Origin of the sequence: Rhodococcus sp. WS3, assembly GCF_003797085.1 — a bacterium.
Taxonomy (GTDB): domain Bacteria; phylum Actinomycetota; class Actinomycetes; order Mycobacteriales; family Mycobacteriaceae; genus Rhodococcus_F; species Rhodococcus_F globerula.
The window spans coordinates 546,101-565,949 of record NZ_RKMA01000001.1 but is presented as its reverse complement, the minus strand read 5'-3'; the positions used below and the strand labels follow the sequence as shown (position 1 = coordinate 565,949).

General features: G+C 62.3%; 21 protein-coding genes. 13 read left to right on the top strand and 8 right to left on the bottom strand.

Annotated elements, in window-relative coordinates; translation table 11 throughout:
• Window positions 1-34: 34 nt before the first annotated feature.
• From EEB13_RS02570 to secA, 3 genes are all read left to right on the top strand, one after another.
• Window positions 35-736 (top strand): ComF family protein, encoded by a 702-nt coding sequence (locus EEB13_RS02570; RefSeq protein WP_045070568.1) that lies wholly within the window; start codon window positions 35-37, stop codon window positions 734-736.
• A 174-nt stretch (window positions 737-910) separates the two neighbouring features.
• On the top strand, window positions 911-1,591 hold the full coding sequence (hpf, locus tag EEB13_RS02565) for a ribosome hibernation-promoting factor, HPF/YfiA family (RefSeq protein WP_033231192.1): 681 nt from the start codon (window positions 911-913) through the stop codon (window positions 1,589-1,591).
• A 132-nt stretch (window positions 1,592-1,723) separates the two neighbouring features.
• Entirely contained in the window at window positions 1,724-4,561 is a 2,838-nt protein-coding gene (secA, locus tag EEB13_RS02560; protein WP_033231191.1) for a preprotein translocase subunit SecA, read from the top strand.
• Between the two features lie 41 nt (window positions 4,562-4,602).
• On the opposite strand, the gene EEB13_RS02555 is transcribed toward secA, so the two are convergent.
• Complete coding sequence (locus tag EEB13_RS02555) at window positions 4,603-5,142, bottom strand: Rv3235 family protein (protein WP_095886570.1); 540 nt, start codon at window positions 5,140-5,142, stop codon at window positions 4,603-4,605.
• A 111-nt stretch (window positions 5,143-5,253) separates the two neighbouring features.
• On the opposite strand from EEB13_RS02555, the gene EEB13_RS02550 reads away from it, so the two are divergent.
• The 6 genes from EEB13_RS02550 to EEB13_RS02525 all read left to right on the top strand — a co-directional run bounded on the left by EEB13_RS02550 (window position 5,254) and on the right by EEB13_RS02525 (window position 11,534).
• Window positions 5,254-5,715: an HAD-IA family hydrolase gene (locus EEB13_RS02550; protein WP_141484516.1), complete on the top strand. Its 462-nt coding sequence runs from the start codon at window positions 5,254-5,256 to the stop codon at window positions 5,713-5,715.
• Window positions 5,709-7,118 carry a WS/DGAT/MGAT family O-acyltransferase gene (locus EEB13_RS02545; RefSeq protein ID WP_045070556.1) on the top strand — a complete coding sequence of 470 codons (1,410 nt, stop codon included), beginning with the start codon at window positions 5,709-5,711 and terminating at the stop codon, window positions 7,116-7,118. The genes EEB13_RS02550 and EEB13_RS02545 overlap by 7 nt, the downstream gene beginning before the upstream one ends.
• Window positions 7,119-7,159: 41 nt before the next feature.
• On the top strand, window positions 7,160-7,654 hold the full coding sequence (locus EEB13_RS02540; protein ID WP_033231187.1) for a DUF6912 family protein: 495 nt from the start codon (window positions 7,160-7,162) through the stop codon (window positions 7,652-7,654).
• Window positions 7,655-7,771: 117 nt separating this feature from the next.
• Window positions 7,772-8,890, top strand: coding sequence for a ferredoxin reductase (locus tag EEB13_RS02535; RefSeq protein ID WP_033231186.1), 1,119 nt, complete (start codon window positions 7,772-7,774; stop codon window positions 8,888-8,890).
• 24 nt (window positions 8,891-8,914) lie between these two features.
• Window positions 8,915-10,177: a fatty acid desaturase family protein gene (locus EEB13_RS02530; RefSeq protein WP_033231185.1), complete on the top strand. Its 1,263-nt coding sequence runs from the start codon at window positions 8,915-8,917 to the stop codon at window positions 10,175-10,177.
• Window positions 10,178-10,292: 115 nt separating this feature from the next.
• The gene (locus EEB13_RS02525) at window positions 10,293-11,534 is read left to right on the top strand and encodes a fatty acid desaturase family protein (RefSeq protein ID WP_033231184.1); all 1,242 of its coding nucleotides are present in this window, start codon (window positions 10,293-10,295) and stop codon (window positions 11,532-11,534) included.
• A 55-nt stretch (window positions 11,535-11,589) separates the two neighbouring features.
• On the opposite strand, the gene rsgA is transcribed toward EEB13_RS02525, so the two are convergent.
• Both rsgA and aroA read right to left on the bottom strand, forming a co-directional pair.
• Window positions 11,590-12,621 carry a ribosome small subunit-dependent GTPase A gene (gene rsgA / locus EEB13_RS02520; RefSeq protein WP_045070554.1) on the bottom strand — a complete coding sequence of 344 codons (1,032 nt, stop codon included), beginning with the start codon at window positions 12,619-12,621 and terminating at the stop codon, window positions 11,590-11,592.
• The gene (aroA, locus tag EEB13_RS02515) at window positions 12,576-13,883 is read right to left on the bottom strand and encodes a 3-phosphoshikimate 1-carboxyvinyltransferase (RefSeq protein ID WP_141484515.1); all 1,308 of its coding nucleotides are present in this window, start codon (window positions 13,881-13,883) and stop codon (window positions 12,576-12,578) included. The genes rsgA and aroA overlap by 46 nt, the downstream gene beginning before the upstream one ends.
• Before the next feature lie 49 nt (window positions 13,884-13,932).
• Between aroA and EEB13_RS02510 the strand changes: the two genes are divergently transcribed.
• Window positions 13,933-14,685, top strand: a complete 753-nt coding sequence (locus EEB13_RS02510; protein ID WP_045070552.1) for an SOS response-associated peptidase — start codon at window positions 13,933-13,935, stop codon at window positions 14,683-14,685.
• 43 nt (window positions 14,686-14,728) lie between these two features.
• Here the strand turns inward: EEB13_RS02510 and EEB13_RS02505 are convergent, their stop codons facing one another.
• The 4 genes from EEB13_RS02505 to ybaK form a co-directional block, all read right to left on the bottom strand.
• Window positions 14,729-15,448, bottom strand: a complete 720-nt coding sequence (locus EEB13_RS02505) for an SIMPL domain-containing protein (RefSeq protein ID WP_141484514.1) — start codon at window positions 15,446-15,448, stop codon at window positions 14,729-14,731.
• Window positions 15,449-15,493: 45 nt separating this feature from the next.
• The gene (locus tag EEB13_RS02500; RefSeq protein WP_187328473.1) at window positions 15,494-16,057 is read right to left on the bottom strand and encodes a class F sortase; all 564 of its coding nucleotides are present in this window, start codon (window positions 16,055-16,057) and stop codon (window positions 15,494-15,496) included.
• Window positions 16,058-16,082: 25 nt separating this feature from the next.
• Complete coding sequence (locus tag EEB13_RS31365; RefSeq protein WP_187328472.1) at window positions 16,083-17,297, bottom strand: hypothetical protein; 1,215 nt, start codon at window positions 17,295-17,297, stop codon at window positions 16,083-16,085.
• Window positions 17,298-17,653: 356 nt separating this feature from the next.
• The gene (ybaK, locus tag EEB13_RS02490; protein WP_045070546.1) at window positions 17,654-18,148 is read right to left on the bottom strand and encodes a Cys-tRNA(Pro) deacylase; all 495 of its coding nucleotides are present in this window, start codon (window positions 18,146-18,148) and stop codon (window positions 17,654-17,656) included.
• Between the two features lie 185 nt (window positions 18,149-18,333).
• Here ybaK and EEB13_RS02485 point away from each other — a divergent pair, with 185 nt between their 5' ends.
• Window positions 18,334-19,059 carry a sigma-70 family RNA polymerase sigma factor gene (locus tag EEB13_RS02485; RefSeq protein WP_202025927.1) on the top strand — a complete coding sequence of 242 codons (726 nt, stop codon included), beginning with the start codon at window positions 18,334-18,336 and terminating at the stop codon, window positions 19,057-19,059.
• Window positions 19,056-19,337 (top strand): mycothiol system anti-sigma-R factor, encoded by a 282-nt coding sequence (rsrA, locus tag EEB13_RS02480; protein ID WP_092801145.1) that lies wholly within the window; start codon window positions 19,056-19,058, stop codon window positions 19,335-19,337. The genes EEB13_RS02485 and rsrA overlap by 4 nt, the downstream gene beginning before the upstream one ends.
• A gap of 90 nt (window positions 19,338-19,427) precedes the next feature.
• On the opposite strand, the gene EEB13_RS32370 is transcribed toward rsrA, so the two are convergent.
• Complete coding sequence (locus EEB13_RS32370; protein WP_095887907.1) at window positions 19,428-19,502, bottom strand: 50S ribosomal protein bL37; 75 nt, start codon at window positions 19,500-19,502, stop codon at window positions 19,428-19,430.
• 128 nt (window positions 19,503-19,630) lie between these two features.
• On the opposite strand from EEB13_RS32370, the gene EEB13_RS02470 reads away from it, so the two are divergent.
• On the top strand, window positions 19,631-19,846 hold the full coding sequence (locus tag EEB13_RS02470) for a biotin/lipoyl-binding carrier protein (RefSeq protein WP_033231176.1): 216 nt from the start codon (window positions 19,631-19,633) through the stop codon (window positions 19,844-19,846).
• Window positions 19,847-19,849 lie beyond the last annotated feature (3 nt).

The following is a 19,849-nucleotide window of genomic DNA, read 5'->3' as shown; positions in this document are numbered from 1 at the left end:
GTTGCTGTCGGTGGGCGCATGCACACTGACAGGCATGGGGGTCGGCGGTTTTCGGACATGGAGCAGTATCGGTGGGGCAGCGCTCGATCTGGTGTTGCCGCGTGAGTGTGGGGGATGCGGACGGATCGGTGTGCAGTGGTGCGAGGACTGCGTCGCCATGCTTCGCGATCATCCGATCCGGCTCACACCTCGAGTCGATCCCGGCGCGCCGGCGTGGGCGCTCGGTCCATACAGTGGCGCGAGACGGCGCAGTGTGATCGAGATCAAGGAGCGCGGCCGACGCGACCTCGCGGCGCCTTTGGGAGTCGCTGTGGCCGAAGCGTTGACGCATCTGGCGCGGTGGGGTGAGCTCCACCATCCGACGCGTCGGACTTTGGTCCTGATCCCGGCCCCGTCCCGTTCGCGCGCCGCTCGTTCGCGCGGCGGGGATCCGGTCCGCCGCATTGCTCATGCGGCCTGTGAGGTCTTGCCGCCGCGCCGTGCCGAAGTTCATTCGGCATTGGCCATGACGCGTGGCGTCCGCGATTCCGTCGGGTTGTCTGCCGCTGCTCGGGCCACCAACGTTGCCGAGAAAATCGTCGTGACACGCGCGGGGGCCGGATTGGTGGATCGAGACGTCGACGTAGTGCTCCTCGATGACGTGCTGACGACGGGAGCGACTGCGGCAGAATCGATTCGGGTGCTCGCGAGGATCGGAATCCGGACAACTCTCGTGCTCGTTGTTGCCGGTGTGTAAATGAATTTCGGGCTAACAGTGGCACTCGCGCGGATTACGTACTAGCGTCGGCGGCACACCCGAAAACAGGTGGGAGGTGGTACTTCAATCCTGATGCCGGGCGGATCCCCTCTCGGTACTTGAAGAACTTGCCGCCGCTCAAACACTGAGCGGGGCCGTAATTGGGAGGTACGAGTGACGACCCCTTCGCAAGCCTCGTTTTTCATCGAGGACGCCACGACCGAGCGTTCCACGCAAACCACCGTTCCGAAGTCCGACATCGTCGTCAAGGGACGCAATGTCGAGATACCCGATCACTTCCGAGTTTATGTTTCGGACAAGCTGGCGCGACTGGAACACTTCGACCCCTCCATATTCCACTTCGACGTGGAACTTCAGCACGAACGCAATCGACGTCAGTCCAAGAACTGCCAGCGAGTCGAGATCACGGCCCGCGGCAAAGGACCGGTAGCGCGAGCAGAAGCCGCCGCAGACAGCTTCTATGCCGCATTCGAATCGGTGATCGACAAACTCGAGAGCCGCCTCCGTCGAACCAAGGACCGCAAGAAGGTCCATTACGGTGACAAGCGACCGCTGTCCGTCGCCGAGGCAACCGCCTCGCTAGTCGACGCAGACTCACTCGGTGCCACGCCCGATATTTCGCTGAACGGTCAAGAACCGGACGAATACGACGGCCCGGGCCGCGTGGTCCGCACCAAGGATCACCCAGCCGAGCCGATGAACATCGACGACGCTCTCTACGAGATGGAACTGGTCGGTCACGACTTCTTCCTCTTCCATGACAAGGAGTCCGACAAGCCGTCCGTCGTCTACCGTCGGCACGCATTCGACTACGGCCTGATCCGCCTGACGTGACCGATCTGTAGGTGGGTTGCCTCGCAACCTCGAGTTAGCGCCTACCATGGAATCCGGCCGGAGTTTTCGGACCCCGGCCGGATTTTTACTGTGTCACCCATTTGTTGCCGAAGATTGAGGACGAACAAGACTGTGCCGTCGCTGTCGCTATCGAAGCTGCTCCGTGTTGGTGAAGGTCGCATGGTCAAGCGCCTCAAGCACATTGCTGAGCATGTCGAATCACTGTCGCCCGAGGTAGAAGGCCTGACAGACGATCAACTCAAGGCCAAGACCGACGAGTTCCGCGAGCGTTACGCCGCTGGTGAGACGCTGGACGAGTTGCTGCCCGAGGCCTTTTCCGTCGCGCGTGAAGCGTCGTGGCGAGTCATCGACCAGAAGCACTTCCACGTGCAGATCATGGGTGGCGCGGCACTCCACTTCGGCAATGTCGCGGAGATGAAGACCGGTGAGGGCAAGACCCTTACCTGTGTGTTGCCGGCCTATCTCAATGCCATCGCGGGTGACGGTGTTCACGTTGTCACGGTCAACGACTACCTCGCCAAGCGCGACTCCGAGTGGATGGGCCGTGTTCACCGCTCGCTCGGACTCGAAACCAGCGTGATCCTCTCGGGTATGACGCCGGCCGAGCGTCGAGTCGCGTATGCAGCCGACATCACGTACGGCACCAACAACGAGTTCGGGTTCGACTACCTGCGTGACAACATGACGCACTCCCTGGACGATCTGGTCCAGCGTGGACATGCGTTTGCCATCGTGGACGAGGTCGACTCCATCCTGATCGACGAGGCCCGCACGCCGCTGATCATCTCGGGTCCGGCCGACGGCTCCAGCAAGTGGTACAGCGAGTTCGCACGTATCGCGCCGCTCCTGAAGAAGGACGTCCACTACGAGGTGGACATCCGCAAGCGCACCATCGGTGTCCACGAGGCCGGCGTCGAACTCGTCGAGGATCAGCTCGGCATCGACAACCTATACGAGGCAGCGAACTCGCCGCTGGTGAGCTACTTGAACAACGCCATCAAGGCCAAAGAGCTCTACACCAAGGACAAGGACTACATCGTCCGCGACGGTGAAGTCATCATCGTCGACGAGTTCACCGGCCGCGTGCTGGTCGGCCGTCGATACAACGAGGGCATGCACCAGGCAATCGAGGCCAAGGAAAAGGTCGAGATCAAGGCTGAGAACCAGACCCTCGCCACGATCACCCTGCAGAACTACTTCCGTCTGTACGAAAAATTGTCCGGCATGACGGGTACCGCCGAGACCGAGGCCGCGGAGCTGCACCAGACGTACACCCTCGGTGTCATTCCGATCCCGACCAACCGCCCTATGATCCGTGTCGACAACGGCGACCTCATCTACAAGACCGAGGAAGCCAAGTTCGACGCAGTGGTCGACGACGTCGTCGAGCGTCACGAGAACGGTCAGCCGGTTCTGATCGGTACCACCAGCGTCGAACGCTCGGAGTACCTGTCCAAGCAGTTCACCAAGCGCGGAGTGGCGCACAACGTCCTCAACGCCAAGTTCCACGAAAAGGAAGCGACGATCATCGCCGAGGCCGGTCGTTCCGGTGCGGTGACTGTGGCCACCAACATGGCTGGTCGTGGTACCGACGTGGTGCTGGGCGGTAACCCGGACATCATCGCCGACATCGCACTGCGCAAGAACGGCCTCGACCCGGTCACCACGCCGGAAGAGTACGAAGCCGCGTGGGACGACGTCCTGAACCGCGTCAAGGAAGACGTCAAGGCCGACGCCGAGAAGGTTCGCGATGCCGGTGGCCTGTACGTGCTTGGCACCGAACGCCATGAATCGCGTCGTATCGACAACCAGCTTCGCGGCCGTTCCGGACGCCAGGGCGACCCGGGAGAATCCAGGTTCTACCTCTCGCTCGGTGACGAGCTCATGCGCCGATTCAACGGTTCCGCACTCGAGTCGATCATGACGCGCCTCAATCTTCCGGACGACGTTCCGATCGAAGCCAAGATGGTCTCCAAGGCCATCAAGAGCGCGCAGACTCAGGTCGAGCAGCAGAACTTCGAGATTCGCAAAAACGTCCTCAAGTACGACGAGGTCATGAATCAGCAGCGCACCGTGATCTACAAGGAACGCCGCCAGATCCTCGAAGGTGAGGATATGGAGGGCCAGGTCGAGCAGATGATCACCGACGTGGTCACCGCGTACGTCGACGGCGCGACTGCTGAAGGATATGTCGAGGACTGGGATCTCGAGCAGCTGTGGACGGCACTCAAGACCCTCTACCCGGTGGGTATCGACTACAAGGCTCTCGTGGGCGAGGACGGTGGGATCACCAGCGACCTCACCCGTGACGAGCTGCGCACCGCACTGCTCGACGACGCACATGCCGCGTACAAGAAGCGTGAAGCCGAAATCGACGCGATTGCCGGCGAGAACGGAATGCGCGAACTCGAGCGCCGGGTATTCCTGTCCGTGCTCGACCGCAAGTGGCGTGAACACCTCTACGAGATGGACTACCTCAAGGAAGGTATCGGCCTGCGCGCGATGGCGCAGCGTGACCCGTTGGTCGAGTACCAGCGCGAGGGCTACGACATGTTCATCGGCATGCTCGACGGCTTGAAGGAGGAGTCCGTCGGATTCCTCTTCAACCTTCAGGTCGAAGCCACTCCTGCGCAACCTTCTTCGGGTATCTCGGTCACGGCCGGTTCCGCTGCCGCGGCGTCCGCGACCGCACCGAAGCCGCTGCCGACGCAGCAAGCGGCGGCAGGTTCCACGGGTACGGCAGCTCCATCGGCCTTGCGCGCCAAGGGACTTGACGACGACGGCCCGTCGAGGCTGACGTACACCGGCCCGGACGAGGACGGGAAGGCAAAGGCCACACGCGATCCGGCTGTCGACGCGGGGGACACCGCGTCGCGTCGTGAGCGTCGTGAAGCCGCTCGCACGCAGGCAAAGGGCAACCGCGCACCCAAGTCCAAGCGCAAGCGCTGATTCTCAGGCGCTGACTTTTCCACCCGACAAAGGCTGGATGCTCACACCACGTGTAGTGCGGTGACCATCCAGCCTTTGTTGTCGGTGTTCTCGATCCTGGCGGCAATCGCAAAGGTTCGTGGGCCGCGTCGAAAGGTCGCGCACACTTCGGCCGCGTGGGGCGAGGCGGTGTTCACGTGTGTGCGGTGGGTTCGAGCGGCGCCGAGTCCGCGCGTCGGATCATGCGAAATGGAAAGGCGCTGAACAAGTTCCATCACCGTTGGAGACAGTACTGATTTGAGGTGTGCGGGACTTCGTCGTTGGTCGAGGACTTCGAGGACAAGGCGCAGAGACGTGTTCCAGAAGACATCGGCACCGGGTGCGACGGGCTCGGCAGTGAGGCTGGATTGCCCCGATGTTCCACTGTGCCCTGATGTTCCACTGTGCCCGGATGTTCCACTGTGTGGTGTTCTGCGTGCGGTGCCCAGCACTCGTTCGGTTCGGGCAGACGGTCGCCTGATCATCAGGGAATCGGCAGGCGGTTCGCACTGCGGCGCGGGTTGGAGAAAGCGTTGTGGTGTGTGGAGTTGGTCGATGGTCATGATGTATCCCCCGGATATTTTTTGCATCGCTCCCCCGAACGATGGTGAGAAGTATGACACGAACCCCTGCAGATGTCGCAGAGATCACGGCCGCACCCTAATGTAATTCTGGTGCGGGGACTTCTGTTGGATGTGGGTGGCGTGCTGTTCGGTCCGGGGTCCGACCTGGACGGTCTCAGCGCGGTGGTTCGGCGGGCTCGTAGCGCGGGCATCGCGACGGGAATCGTGAGCAACGACCCGGGCGGAGCGGACGCCCAGTGGCTCCGTGACCTCGGCGACGGGGTGTTGGTGGACGACGTCGTGCTCTCCGGTGACGCCGGCATGGCAAAGCCGGATGCCGATATCTACCTTCTGGCCGCAACACGGTTGGGTCTGCGTCCGGCGGACTGCGTGTTTGTCGACGACCTCGAGGTGAATGTTCGAGGCGCCGTCGACGTCGGCATGGTGGGTGTCCATCACTACGACGCGGCCGACACGATCGAGGAGTTGTCGATCCTGCTCGATGTGGACGGTGCGGCGAGTTCGGATGGTGTTGCTTTGAAAGACACGCCGGCGGGTGATCAATCATGGTGAACAGATTGACGACTCAGGACGCAGCCTTCTACTTCCTCGAAGCCGGCAGCACTCCGATGCACGTCGGTTCGTTGGGGATCTTCCGGCAGCCGGGCACCGGGATCGATCACAACGAATTGCTGCGGCTTGTCGAAGAGCGACTCAGTCTGGTGCCGCGGTACCGGCAGAAGGTCCGGGAAGTTGTTCTGGGTCTGGCACGTCCGGTGTGGGTCGACGATCGAGATTTCGACATCACGTACCACGTGCGTAGGTCGGCCCTTCCGAAACCGGGATCGGCCGAACAGTTGAACGATCTGATCGCGCGCCTCATTTCCCGGCCGCTGGACAACACCCGGCCGCTGTGGGAGATGTACCTCGTCGAGGGGCTGGCGGACGACAGGTTTGCCATCTTCACAAAATCGCATTCGGCTTTGGTCGACGGTGAAACCGCGCTCGAGATCAGTCAGGTCTTGTTCGATCCGCAGGAGAAGCGTCAGCCCGGCGCAGAAGAGTTGTGGATGCCTGCCCCACCGCCCAGTGATCTGAATCTGCTCATCGGTGCGCTCGCTGATCTGGTGACGAGTCCGGGTGAAGGGGTGGCTCGCGCGAGGGCCGCGTTGGGCGACGTGACGACGTCGATGACGGAGGCGGTCAGTGCTGTCGGCAAGATTGCCGCAGTGGTGCGTACGGCCGCGCAGGTCGCCCCTAACAATCCACTCAACGCGCCGATCACGCGCAGTCGACGATTATCCGTCGCCAAGACTCCGCTCGACGACTACCGACGGATTCGGGCGAAGTACGGGTGCGAGATCAACGACGTGATCCTCACGGTGGTCGCCGGGGCATTGCGGAACTGGCTGTTGTCGCGGGGGGAGCCGGTTACCGAGGCGAGCGTTGTCCGCGCGCTGGTGCCGATGTCCGTGTACATCGACGGGCCGGACAACCCGGACGTCGAAGACCCGCAGGCGCCCGGCCATGTGTCGTCGTTCCTGATCGACCTGCCGGTGGGGGAGCCCAATGCTGTCGTCCGGTTGTCGCACGTCGCGCATGCAACGGAAGCTTTCGCGCGTCAGGGCCGTCGGGTGACCGCTCAGACCATGGTGAAGATGTCCGGGTTCGCGCCCGCCACACTCCATGCGATGAGTGCGCGCGCGGCGAGCAGTCTCTCGCAGCGCATGTTCAACCTCATGATCACCAACGCGCCGGGTCCGCAGTTTCCGCTGTACATCGGTGGCGCGCGGATGGAGGAGATGTATCCGGTCTCGCCATTGCTGAAGAATCAGACACTCAGTATTGCCTTGACGTCGTATGACGGGAATGTCTACTACGGTTTGAATGCCGACCGTGACGCGATGTCGGACGTCGACGTGGTGCGTTCGTTGCTCTTCGAGTCTCTCGAGGAGTTGACCGACGCCAGTCGGTAGGTGTTTCTCGCGCGTCGTGACAGTCCAACGAAGGTGGTCTCATGAGGGTGTACGTACCGGCAACTGTGGAAATTCTGCAGCGTTTGGTTGCCGATCAGGAGTTCGACGCGATGAGTCGGACTGCGTTTGCCGTCACTCCGGCACTGCGTGAGGCCTATGCGGCCGGGGACGACGACGAGTTGGCGGAAGTCGCGATGAGTGAGGCGGCGCGGGCGTCGTTGCGCTTGATTGCCGGCGCTGACGGACCGGTGACGTTCCGGCGTGCGGTGGTTGCCGCGGATGTCGACGACGCGAAGTTGCGTCCGGATCTCGATGACGCGGTAGTCCGCTTGGCCGGCCCGGTCACGATGGCGCAGGTCGCGTCCGTTCATGTTGATCTTGCGCAAGCCGAACCCGATATCGAGCGGGCGGCGGCGATTGTCGATGCTGCCGATCTCGGCGACACGGATGCCGAGTTCACCCTCGGTGACGCGGAAGATCACGAGTTGGCGTGGTACGCGGCGCAAGAGTTGCCGTTCCTGCTCGACCTGCTCTGAAATCGGACACCCGCTGTCCTTACTATGAAGTAACCTACGGTACCGTAACCTGATAACCTACGATAGCGTAGGCATAGGTAGTGCGGGTGAGCATTGCAGGTGAGAGGTGGAGGTCTGATGGGTCTGAAGGACTGGATCGAGGCACCGGCAGCGTCGGTAGTTCCGGCAGCGCGGTCGAAGCTCAATTTGCTGCGCGGTGCCGCAGCGCGATTGACCACACCTCTCTTGCCTGACGACTACCTTCATCTGGCAAATCCGTTGTGGTCGGCGCGCGAACTGCGTGGCCGGATCGTCGAGGTTCGACCGGAAACTCAGGATTCCGCGACGATCGTGATCAAGCCGGGTTGGGGTTTCGACTTCAATTACCAGCCGGGGCAGTACATCGGTATCGGCTTGCACATCGACGGGCGATGGCATTGGCGGTCGTACTCGTTGACGTCGCCGCCCAACTGGGAGAACAAGAAGATCTCCATCGCGGTGAAGGCGATGCCCGAGGGTTTCCTTTCGAGCCACCTGGTCAGCGGAGCTGTTCCGTCCGGCACGATCGTCCGTCTGGCCACGCCGGCCGGTAACTTCGCGTTGCCGGACCCGCCGCCGGAGAAGGTCCTGTTCATCACCGCCGGCAGCGGAATCACGCCTGTCATGGGCATGCTGCGCACGATGAATCGTCGAGGGCAGTTGCCCGACGTCATGCACGTGCACTCCGCTCCCACGGAATCCGATGTCATGTTCGCGGACGAACTGACGGCACTACATGCCGAGCATGAGGATTTTGTCAGCCACATTCAGCTGACGCGCCGCGACGGAAAGTTCAAGCTCAGTTCACTCGATCAGGTGTGCCCGGATTGGCGTGAGCGTCACACCTGGGCCTGTGGACCCCTGCCGTTGCTCGACGAGATCGACGACGTGTGGAAGGCCGAGGGGATCGAAGACCGCCTGCACATGGAGCGGTTTGCGGTGTCGAGGATCGATGCGTCCGCAGACGGCGGCACTGTCACGTTCGAGAAGTCGGGAAAGACCGTCACGGTGGACGGTGCGACAACACTTCTCGAAGCCGGGGAACAGTCCGGCGCTCTGATGCCTTTCGGTTGCCGAATGGGCATTTGCCAGACTTGTGTTGTACCTCTCGTTTCCGGTCATGCAATCGACCTACGCTCGGGAAAGCAGCATGTCGAGGGTGAACGCATCCAGACATGCATTTCCGCCGCGGCGGGCGACTGTACGCTGGACGCATAGCTTCTAGGCACACGGAGGACAACGGTGGCAATCACCGACATCAAAGAGTTTTCGCACCTCACCGCAGCTGATGTCGAAGCGCTCGGGCGTGAACTGGACCAGATTCGACTCGATGTCGAAGACTCTCGTGGAATCCGGGATGCTCGCTATATTCGTCGGGTCATTCGCGTCCAGCGCGCCTTGGAACTCGGCGGTCGTATCGCCCTGTTCGGTAGCAAGTACCGTCCCGCCTGGTTGGCGGGCACGGCGCTGCTGAGTATCTCGAAGATCATCGAGAACATGGAACTCGGGCACAACGTGATGCACGGGCAGTGGGACTGGATGAACGATCCGGAGATTCATTCCTGTTCGTGGGAATGGGATCAGACGGGCCCGTCCGAGCACTGGAAACGTGCCCACAACTACCAGCATCACACGTACACCAATGTTGTCGGGATGGACGAGGATCTTGGCTTCGGGATCCTGCGGATGACGCGGGACGAGGCGTGGAAGCCGATCAATCTTCTGCAGCCGATTGCCAATGTCATTCTTGCGGCGACGTTCGAGTGGGGCATCGCCCTGCATGACCTGACTGCGGCTTCCGAGTTGGAAGGTGCTGCGAAGGGGCAGCTGAACTCCCAGGCCAACAAGGATTTTGCACGCAAGATCGTCCGACAGGTCGGCAAGGATTTTGTGGTGTTCCCCTTGCTGACCGGGCCCGCGTGGAAATCGACGCTGACGGCTAATGCGACGGCAAATCTCGTTCGTAACCTCTGGGCGTACGTGGTCATCTTCTGCGGCCATTTTCCCGATGGTGCGGAAAAGTTCACCGTCGCAGAGTTCGAGCAGGAAACACGTCACGAGTGGTACCTGCGTCAGATGCTCGGTAGCGCCAACTTCAATTCCGGAAAGCTCATGGGGTTCATGAGCGGCAACCTGAGTTACCAGATCGAGCATCACGTCTTCCCGGATCTGCCGAGTAATCGCTATCCGGAGATTGCTGTGAAGATGCGTGCGCTGTGCGAGAAGTTCGATCTTCCGTACACGACAGGTTCGTTGTTCAAGCAGTATCTGCTTGCGCTTCGCACCATTCACAAGCTGGCCCTGCCGGACAAGTGGTTGATCGCGACCTCGGACAATGCGCCGGAGACTTCCTCGGAGCTGCGGTTCCGGGAGCCGGGACTCAAGGGTGCTGCGATGGCGATGGTCGACGATCTGCGTACCGATTCGGTGACCGGCAAGCGCTTGGGTCTGTTGACGGCTTTGAAGTCGCAGGCGCGTTCTCGCCTGCCGAAGCGCAAGAAGTGATATAGATTACATCGAGCAAAAGCTAACCTACGGTGCCGTAACTTACGCTAGAGTAGGTCGTGTTGAATCCGTTCGGCATGAACTTTTCGACAAGAACTCACCGTAGGAGGCCCGCATGGCGATTGCAGACGTCAAGGAATATGCGCATCTCACCGAAGCCGACGTCGAAGCGCTCGGTCGTGAACTCGATGCGATCCGTCGCGACATAGAGGATTCGCGTGGCGAGAAAGACGCACGCTACGTCCGTAACGTCATTCGTCTTCAGCGGACCCTCGAGGTCAGTGGTCGCGCTATCCTGTTCGCCAGCCGCAAGCGCCCGGCGTGGCTGCTCGGCACCGGCGTTCTCGGTGTCGCGAAGATCATCGAGAACATGGAACTCGGCCACAACGTCATGCACGGGCAGTGGGACTGGATGAACGATCCGGAAATCCACTCGAGCTCGTGGGAGTGGGACGTCACCGGCCCGTCGGCGCACTGGAAGCAGACCCACAACTTCCTGCACCACAAGTACACCAACGTCCTCGGCATGGACGACGACGTCGGATACGGACTGCTCCGCGTCACCCGCGACCAGCGATGGAAGCCGTTCAATGCCGGCAACCTCGTGTACAACACCCTGCTTGCGCTCTTCTTCGAGTGGGGCATCGCCGCGCAGCATCTCGAACTCGGCAAGGTGGCCAAGGGCCGCGCGGACATGGACGACACGCGTCGTAAACTGCGTGAGGTCGGCGAGAAGGTCGGCAAGCAACTGGTCAAGGACTACGTCGTCTACCCGGCACTCACGGGACCGGCATGGAAGAGCACTCTCAGTGCGAATTTCACCGCGAACATCATTCGCAATCTGTGGACCAACGCCATCATCTTCTGCGGGCATTTCCCGGACGGCGCCGAGAAGTTCACCAAGGCAGACATCGACGGCGAATCGCAGGCGCAGTGGTACCTGCGTCAGATGCTCGGTAGCGCCAACATCGAGGGCAGCAAGCTGATGGACTTCATGTCCGGCAACCTCAGCTACCAGATCGAGCATCACCTGTTCCCCGACCTGCCGAGCAACCGGTACCCGGCCATCGCGGTCAAGGTTCGTGAGCTCACCGACAAGTACGACTTGCCTTACACGACCGGGCCTTTCCTGGTGCAGTACGCCAAGTCGTGGCGCACCATCGCCAAGTTGTCGCTGCCAAACAAGTACCTCAAGGACACCGTCGACAATGCGCCGGAAACGGCATCCGAGTTGATGTTCGACGGCAACGCCGCCTCGAGCGTCGATCCGGTCACCGGCCGTCGTCGTGGACTCAAGAGCGCCATAGCGCAAAAGCGTAAGAGCGGAAAGCTGCGGAGCCTGCTCGGCTTGCGCTGATCAACTACCGAAAAAGCCCAGACACCGAAATCGGTGTCTGGGCTTTTCTCGTTTGTCAGTACTGGTCGTTGGATTTGATGGCCTCGAGGAGTTGCCGCACGGCAATCACACGACGGGCCGATTTTCCTTCGAGAAGATCCAGCTTGCACTCCGGGTCCGCGGGCGGGCCGAGGTGCGTGCATCCGCGAGGGCAATCCTCGATCTGTGCCGCGAGGTCGGAGAAAGCGGCGACAACATTCTCCGGTGAAATGTGGGCCAAGCCGAACGATCGGATGCCCGGCGTGTCGATCACCCAACCACCCTCGGCGAGGGGGAGGGCCACAGACTGCGTCGACGTGTGCCGTCCCTTGCCGACGCCCGAGACGATGCCGACGGCTCGATTGGCGTCGGGGACAAGGCGATTCACCAACGTCGACTTACCGACGCCCGAGTGCCCGATCAGGGCCGTCAACTTGTCGTGCAGGATGGCGGTGAGTTCGTCCAGCGGATCGTCACGACCGGCCACGACCACTTGGATGTCGAGGTCGGCGAAGGTGCTGGCGAACTCCTCCGGCGGTTCGAGGTCGCTCTTGGTGAGGCACACGATCGGCGTGAGACCGCCCACATATGCCGCGACCAGGGCGCGCTCGACAAATCCGGTGCGCGGCGGCGGATCAGCCAAGGCAACCACGATCAGTAACTGCTGCGCGTTGGCGACCACGATGCGCTCGAACGGATCCGTATCGTCAGCGGTGCGTCGAAGCACGGTCGAACGCTCGGAGACCCGGACGATGCGAGCGAGGGTGTCGGTCTTGCCAGACAGATCGCCGACGATGTCCACCTGATCACCGACGACGATGGGCGTGCGGCCCAGTTCACGGGCGCGCATCGTCACGATCAGCCGGTCGGGATCGCCGCCGAGGACGCAACCCCACCGGCCACGATCCTTCGAGACCACCATCCCCGACTCGGCAGAGAGATGCTCAGGGCGGGTCTTGGTGCGGGGGCGTGATCCGCGACCGGGGCGGACCCGGACGTCGGACTCGTCGTACTGCCGCGGACTCAGAAGCTTGCCTTTCGCGCGGAGGGTGCCAGCATGTCTGTCCACATGTTCTCGAAGCCCGGCAGCGTCTTGGCCGTGGTTGCGACGTCGTCGACCTCCACGCCGTCGACGACCAGGCCGATGATCGCGCCGGCCGTGGCCATGCGATGGTCTGCGTACGAGAGCCATTGCCCACCATGCAGTTTCGCGGGGACAATGGTCAGGCCGTCATCGGTTTCGGTGACGGACCCGCCCAGCTTGTTGATCTCGTCCGCCAGTGCCGCCAGTCGATCCGTCTCGTGGCCCCGCAGGTGTGCGATGCCGCGCAGATGAGACGTTCCCTCTGCCAGCGCGGCGAGCGCCGCAACCGTCGGGGTGAGTTCACCGACGTCGTGCAGGTCGATGTCGATGCCGCGCAACGTTTCGGGACCTCGCACAGTAAGGATGCCGTCGGCGAGGGTGACCTCGGCTCCCATCGAGGCGAGAATATCGCGGATCGCGTCGCCGGGCTGCGTTGTCGACGACGGCCACAACGGCACGCTGACGGTACCGCCGGTAACAGCCGCTGCTGCCAGGAATGGTGTGGCATTCGACAGATCGGGTTCGATGACCCAGTCGATAGCGCGCACCGGTCCGGGTTCGACCCGCCAGGTGTCGGCGTCGCCGCCCGTGGCCGGAGTCGTGACGGACACTCCGGCTTCGCGCAGCATCTCGACGGTCATGTCGATGTGTGGCATCGACGGAACCGGCTTGCCGGTGTGGTGCACGGTGACGCCCTGCTCGAACGCTGCGGCCGAGAGCAGCAGGCCTGAGACGAACTGTGACGAACCGGACGCGTCGATGGTGACGGTTCCGCCGCGCAGCGACCCGGTTCCGGTCACGGTGAACGGCAGAGCGTCGCCTTCGATCTGCGCGCCCAGGCCTCGCAGAGCATCGAGGATAGTGCCGAGTGGCCGCGTCCGGGCCTGCTCGTCGCCGTCGAAACGGACGACGCCGTCAGCCGTTGCAGCCAGGGGCGGGAGGAATCGCATGACGGTACCGGCGAGCCCGCAGTCGACGTCGGCGCCGCGCAGCGGTCCGGGTGTGACGGCGAGCGTGCTGGGATCGCCCGCTTCCTCGATACCGATCCCGAGGTTACGCAATGCCGCGATCATGAGGTCTGCGTCACGGCTGCGGAGGGCGCCGGTGAGGGTGGACGGACCGTCCGCCAACGCTGCCAGGATCAGGGCTCGGTTGGTGATGGACTTCGATCCGGGCAGTGTCACCACTGCGTCGACCGGCGTTTGGGCTAGAGGGGCGCTCCACAGACTCAGACTCACGAGGTCTATCTTCTCTCATCAGTGGGAGATTGGTCGAAACCGTGCCACCCTGGGTGTCATGTGCGGAAGGTATGCGACCACAGCGGACCCGGCGAGCCTGGCAGTCGAACTCGATGCGATCGACGAGACCGATCACTCGTCAGCCGTCGCCGAGGATTTCAACGTGGCACCGACGACGCCGGTGCTGACGGTTGTCGAGCGCCACGATCGCGAGAACCCCGACAGCGATCCGGCCAAGCGGATTCGGCAGATGCGATGGGGGTTGGTGCCCTCGTGGACGAAAGAATTGGGCAAGGGCCCGGTTCTGTTCAACGCGCGCGCCGATTCCCTGGCGGAGAAACCGGCATTCCGAACGTCATTCAAATACAAGCGCTGTCTCGTCCCGATGGATGGTTGGTACGAGTGGCAGACCGAACCGCAGGGCGGCAAGAAAGCGTCGAAGATCCCGTACTACATGCACCGCGGCGACGGATCGAGGCTGTTCATGGCCGGAGTGTGGTCGGCGTGGCGCGATCCACGGATCGAGAACGCCGATCCGGTTCTGAGCTGTTCGATCGTCACCGTGGACTCGCTCGGCCACCTCGAACAGGTACACGACCGGATGCCACTCGCCCTGCCCCGGGATCGTTGGGACGCCTGGCTCGATCCCGATCACGGAGCGAACCCGTCACTGCTCGAACCGGTGCCCGAACTGTTCTCGGGGATCGAGATCGACCGAGTGAGGCCCCTCGTCAACAGCGTCAAGAACAACGGGCGCGAATTGATCGAGCCGGACGTCGACCGCGCAGGGGAGCAGATCAGTCTGCTCTAGTCGAGCGCCACGTCATTCAAGGCCACGTCATTCCAAAGCCACGTCATTCCAAGGCCCACGTCACGGTGACCTCGAAGGATACCTGCTGGGTTCCCGGTGCAATGGCCATGTCGAGCATCGCGCCACCGGGCGCCCTCATTGTCTGGTCGCCGGTGGTGCCGGGTGCTTCTGTGATGGTGATGACGTTCGACAGCGAGGTTCCGGAAAGATCGGCGTATTGCTCCGCGCGGTTCTGTGCGTCCTCGAAGGCCCGAGTCCGAGCGTCGGCGAGTAGCGCCGAATCGTCGTCGATGTCGAAGGCGACGGTATTCAGGCGTGCCGCATCACCGCCGGCGGCGATCCCCGCGTCGAGCACGGCCGACGCTTTACTCAGATCCCGGACGACGATCCGCACCGAGTTGGTCGCGCGGTAACCCGTCACTGTTGCGCCGCCGAAGGGCCCACCGGATCCGTCGTACTGCGGCTGGACGGACAGATCACTGGTCTGAATGTCTTCGGCAGCCGCACCCGCGGCGACCATCGCGTCGATCATCGCCCGGGCCTTCTCGTTCGCTTGGGATACCGCTCCCGACACATCCGGCGCAACAACCTCGACGCCGATGCCCGCACTGAGAATGTCAGGGGCCCCGCGAACTTCACCTGTTCCGACGACGGTGACCTCCTTGGTTGTGTTGTCGCTACTTGCGCAGGCGGTGAGCGAGATCGCGAGCGCAGCGGCCACTGCAAGCGTTGTCAGGTGTGGTCGGACAGACGTGAGGTTCATGGCCCAGAGGCTAGCGACTCCCACTACGCCGCGTGGTCGAATCCCTCATCGAGCCAGGGCGCCGGTGATCTCGGCGTAGGCAACAAAGTTCTTCGACGACAGCGTTGTTCCGTTCTCCAGGTAGCACGTCACGAGGACGAGCCGTCCAGGCTGTCGAAGGCGTAGTTCCGGCGACTCCTGCGCTTCGCCGAACTTCTCGTACAGCGCAGTCGAACGCACTGTGTACTCGAGTGTGCCGGAATCCGTTTCGATCAGCACCCGGCTGCCGGCCACGATGTCCGGCAGGGTGTCGAACACTGCCGCAGTCCCGGCGCCGGCGTGGCCGATCACGAAAACCGTTCCGTCACTGTCTGTTCCAGGCTCGCTGCGGCAGCCGACCCAATACGCGTCCGCCAGGGTCGGTGGATCGAGCACGGGGCAGGCGCCTGCAGGCATCGGGAGCACTGTCGTGTCGATCCCCAGATCGGCGATGGATAACCGTGTCGGCTGGGCCATCGGGACCGACTGCGATTGCAGAGAATCGGCAGGAATCGTGTCGACCGATGTGTGCGCGGCCTCGAGGCGAGCCTGTCCGGAGACCGCGCACCCTGGCAGTAGCAGAAAGAGCATTGCCAGGATCAGGACACGACACTGATCAGTGCTGGTTCGGCGCATTCTTACGGCGCAAAACAAATGCACCCGCGGCGGAGACCAGCAATGCCGCGCCGCCGATTCCGGCGATCAGCACACCGGACGGTCCGGTGGACTCACTTGCCCCGGTCTGGAACACCAGAGCGTCGTCGTAGGCCAGGGGTACAAATGTGCCCTGCGGATCGTCGTAACCGTGGACCTTGTACCCCTCGGGGGTAGTGACCACGTACACCGGTTCCTTCGACGGTCCCGTCGTGGGCGCCGGGGTCCCACCGTCGATCTTCGGGATTCCCACGAGAATCGGGGGAAGAACGATCACCCGAGTGGTGGTTGTGGGAATCGACGTTGCCGACGGTGTCGACACTGCGGAGGACGTGGTGACTCGCGCAGACGTCGTGGTAGTCGGTTCCGTCGTCGTTACTTCGGTGGTGGTCGGTTCGGTGGTGACCGTGGTGGTGGTCGGTTCTGTGGTCGTTACTTCGGTGGTGGTCGTGACGGGTGTTGTTGTGACGGGGGTTGTCGTCACCGTTGTGGTGGTCACGGGTGTTGTTGTGCTGGTTGTTGTTTCGGGTGTCTTGGGATCGGAGGGCATCGGCGGTTCACCGTGCTCGCCGTAGTGGTAGTTCTGGCCGTCGACCTGCACCCAGGTGATATCGAAGTTCTCCCACCCCGGGAAGTTCGGGTGTGAGGAAATATCGAGCACCCAGGGGGATTGGCCGATGAACTTTTCGGTCCACTGCCCGTTGCCGTCGATGTGTGTTCCCAGTTGCATGGTCTCGCCGGTGTCGGGGTTCGTGATCGTCAGGTTGATGTGCTGGCCCATCGCAGCGCTCTGGCCGTCGGGGTAGTAGACCGTCACAGTTCCGGGAGAGACGGAATATTCACGCCCACCTGCGGCGATGCCGTCTGTCGGCGTGGTCCATGTCGGGGTCGACTTTGCGGCAACCGACGGCGTTGTTGTGCTTGCCGAGGGGGTTGTGGTCGCTGCCGTTGTGGTCTCCGAAGTTGCCGACGACGTTGCTGGAGTTGTTGCTGGCGTGGACTCGGAAGGCGTTGCCGACTCGGTGGTGGAGGGTGACTCGGCGGTTGTCTGCGCCGTTGTCGCCTCGCCGTTGTCGTCATCTGTTGCCGCTGCCGGAGCCGCAGCCGCGAATGCGGTGAAACTGGCGACGGCTACTGCTGCTGCGTAGATCTTGGTACGTCCGCGCTGATTGTTCACGACAGTATGGCCTTTCGGTCCCGAAAGCGGCGGCGCACAGGCTCGGATGGACGCACGGCACAGCAAGGCCGGGCAGGTCGAATCGAAGAGTGTGCCGATGGCGGTGGGTAGTTGATCAATCCTTCAATTACTAGGTAACTCGATGGTCGCTATGTCCGTCAAGTCCGATTTGCTGATCGTGCGCCATTTCACAGAAATGCGCTAATCCATTGCGTCGGAACATATTTCGGATGCGTCGCAAAGGGTGATTTCGGGGGTGAATCTCTCCGGGAAACGTCCCGCCGACTGGCTATCGACGGGACCTTAGGTGTAGGCGGGTTCGGGACTTTAGGCCCACGGCTCTGTTCGAGTAATTGTCAGCCGGCAGTAATCGACGCTGTCGTCGCGCCGCACAGATCGACAAGGTCGCCAGGTGCCAGTTCGATTTCGAGTCCGCGCCGGCCCGCGCTGCACAGGACGCGATCCCACTCGAGTGCTGACGCATCGATCACCGTCGGCAGTTTCTTGCGCTGCCCCAGCGGGGAGATGCCACCGAAGACGTAGCCGCTCGAGCGCTCTGCGTCGGCGCGGTCGGCCATGACGGCTTTGCTTGCGCCGAGCGCGGCGGCAGCGGCTTTCAGCGAGAGTTTCTTCGGGACGGGGAGCACGGCAACGGCCAGTTTCCCCGTGTCGAGTTTGACGACCAGAGTCTTGAATATCTGACCTGCGGTGACACCGACAGCCCCGGCGAGGGCGGTGACCGCCTCGTCGCCGAAGGATTCCGCGCGCGGGTCGTGGTCGTAGCTGTGAACCTGATGGGCGGTCTTCGACTTCTCGAGGAGTTTGGTCGCAGGGGTCGCAGTTCCGGCCATTGCGACACTCTATTCCAGAGGGGGCTGAGCGAAGCGGGGGGAATGTTGTCCGAGGTCGAGCGAAGCGAGGGGGAATGTTGTCCGGGGTAGTGGTGTTGGTACTGGTTGATCCATCCGGAAAAAGTGAAGGAGCGACCGTGCTGGCTGTGTGCGAGCCACGACCGGCCCATAGGTCGGAACTGACGATGGCGGTAACCTTGATCCCCACGGCTAGTGAAGGGATCAGAGTGCTGGAACACGACCGGCCCAAGGACGAACAGTCGGAGGTCACCGAACCTGCCGATGCCGTTGCGTCCGAAACGCCCGAAACTGCGGATGAGTTGATTGCCCGTTTCGAGCGGGACGCGCTGCCTTTGCTCGACCAGCTCTACGGTGCCGCGCTGCGTATGACGCGTAATCCCTCGGATGCCGAGGATCTGGTTCAAGAGACGTACATCAAGGCGTACACGGCTTTCCGATCGTTCCGTGACGGAACCAATCTCAAGGCGTGGCTGTACCGGATTCTCACCAACACGTACATCAACTCGTATCGGAAGAAGCAGCGTCAGCCGGCGCAGTATCCGACCGACGAGATCACCGACTGGCAGTTGGCTGCTACGGCGGAGCACACGTCGACCGGGCTGCGTTCCGCTGAGGTCGAGGCGCTCGACGCGCTTCCCGACGACGACATCAAGGCCGCTCTGCAGGAGCTGCCGGAAGAGTTCCGCATGGCGGTGTACTACGCGGACGTCGAGGGTTTCCCGTACAAGGAAATCGCGGAGATCATGGGCACGCCCATCGGAACGGTGATGTCACGGCTGCATCGCGGACGTAAGCAATTGCGCGGATTGTTGGGCGACGTCGCGAAGGACCGCGGGTTCAACCGGGGCGAGAAGGACGTAGCTGCCGAAGCGGAAGGTGTTACCCGATGAGCACGCAGGACGAATTCGAAAGGCTCGACTGCTCAGCGGTCATTGCCGACGTGTGGTTGATGCTCGACGGTGAATGCGACGATGCCAGTCGTGCGCGTCTGCAGCGGCACATCGACGATTGTGGTTCCTGCCTCGCAGCGTATGGAATCGAGGAGAAGGTCAAGAGTTTGATCAGTCGCAAGTGCGGTGGCGAGCATGCGCCCGAGAGCCTCCGTCAGAGGCTCACCATCGAGTTGCGACGCACGATCATCGTGACGACTACCGAAACCGACAAATAGTCCGGCTGGGGGCGTCTGAGACGTCAACAACAACAAGGGGCGGGGAAGCAATGATTGCTTCCCCGCCCCTTGTTGTCGGTGCACTACATGTCAGGCGTTTGGACGCTTGCCATGGTTAGCTGCACTGCCCTTACGGCTACGCTTCTTACGACCGCGCTTACCCATGATTGGTCTCCCTTCTGTTTCTTTCGCGTCATTCTTTCACGCCCACCTCGGTGTGGTTCCATTGGCAGGTCGATCGGGTCTCCCGGCGGCGGAAGTCCTACCGGTTCTCGGCAGAAGTGAGGTTCACGATGGCAGAAGACGTGCGCGCGGAAATGGTTTCCACGGTGTTCCAGGTTGTCGTGAGTGAGGGCGATGTTGTCGCGGACGGCGACACGCTGGTCATCCTGGAGTCCATGAAGATGGAGATTCCGGTGCTGGCGGAGGTTGCGGGCACCGTCACCACCGTGGGAGTCAAGGTCGGCGATGTCATCCAGCAAGGCGACTTGATCGCCGTGATCTCCTAAGCG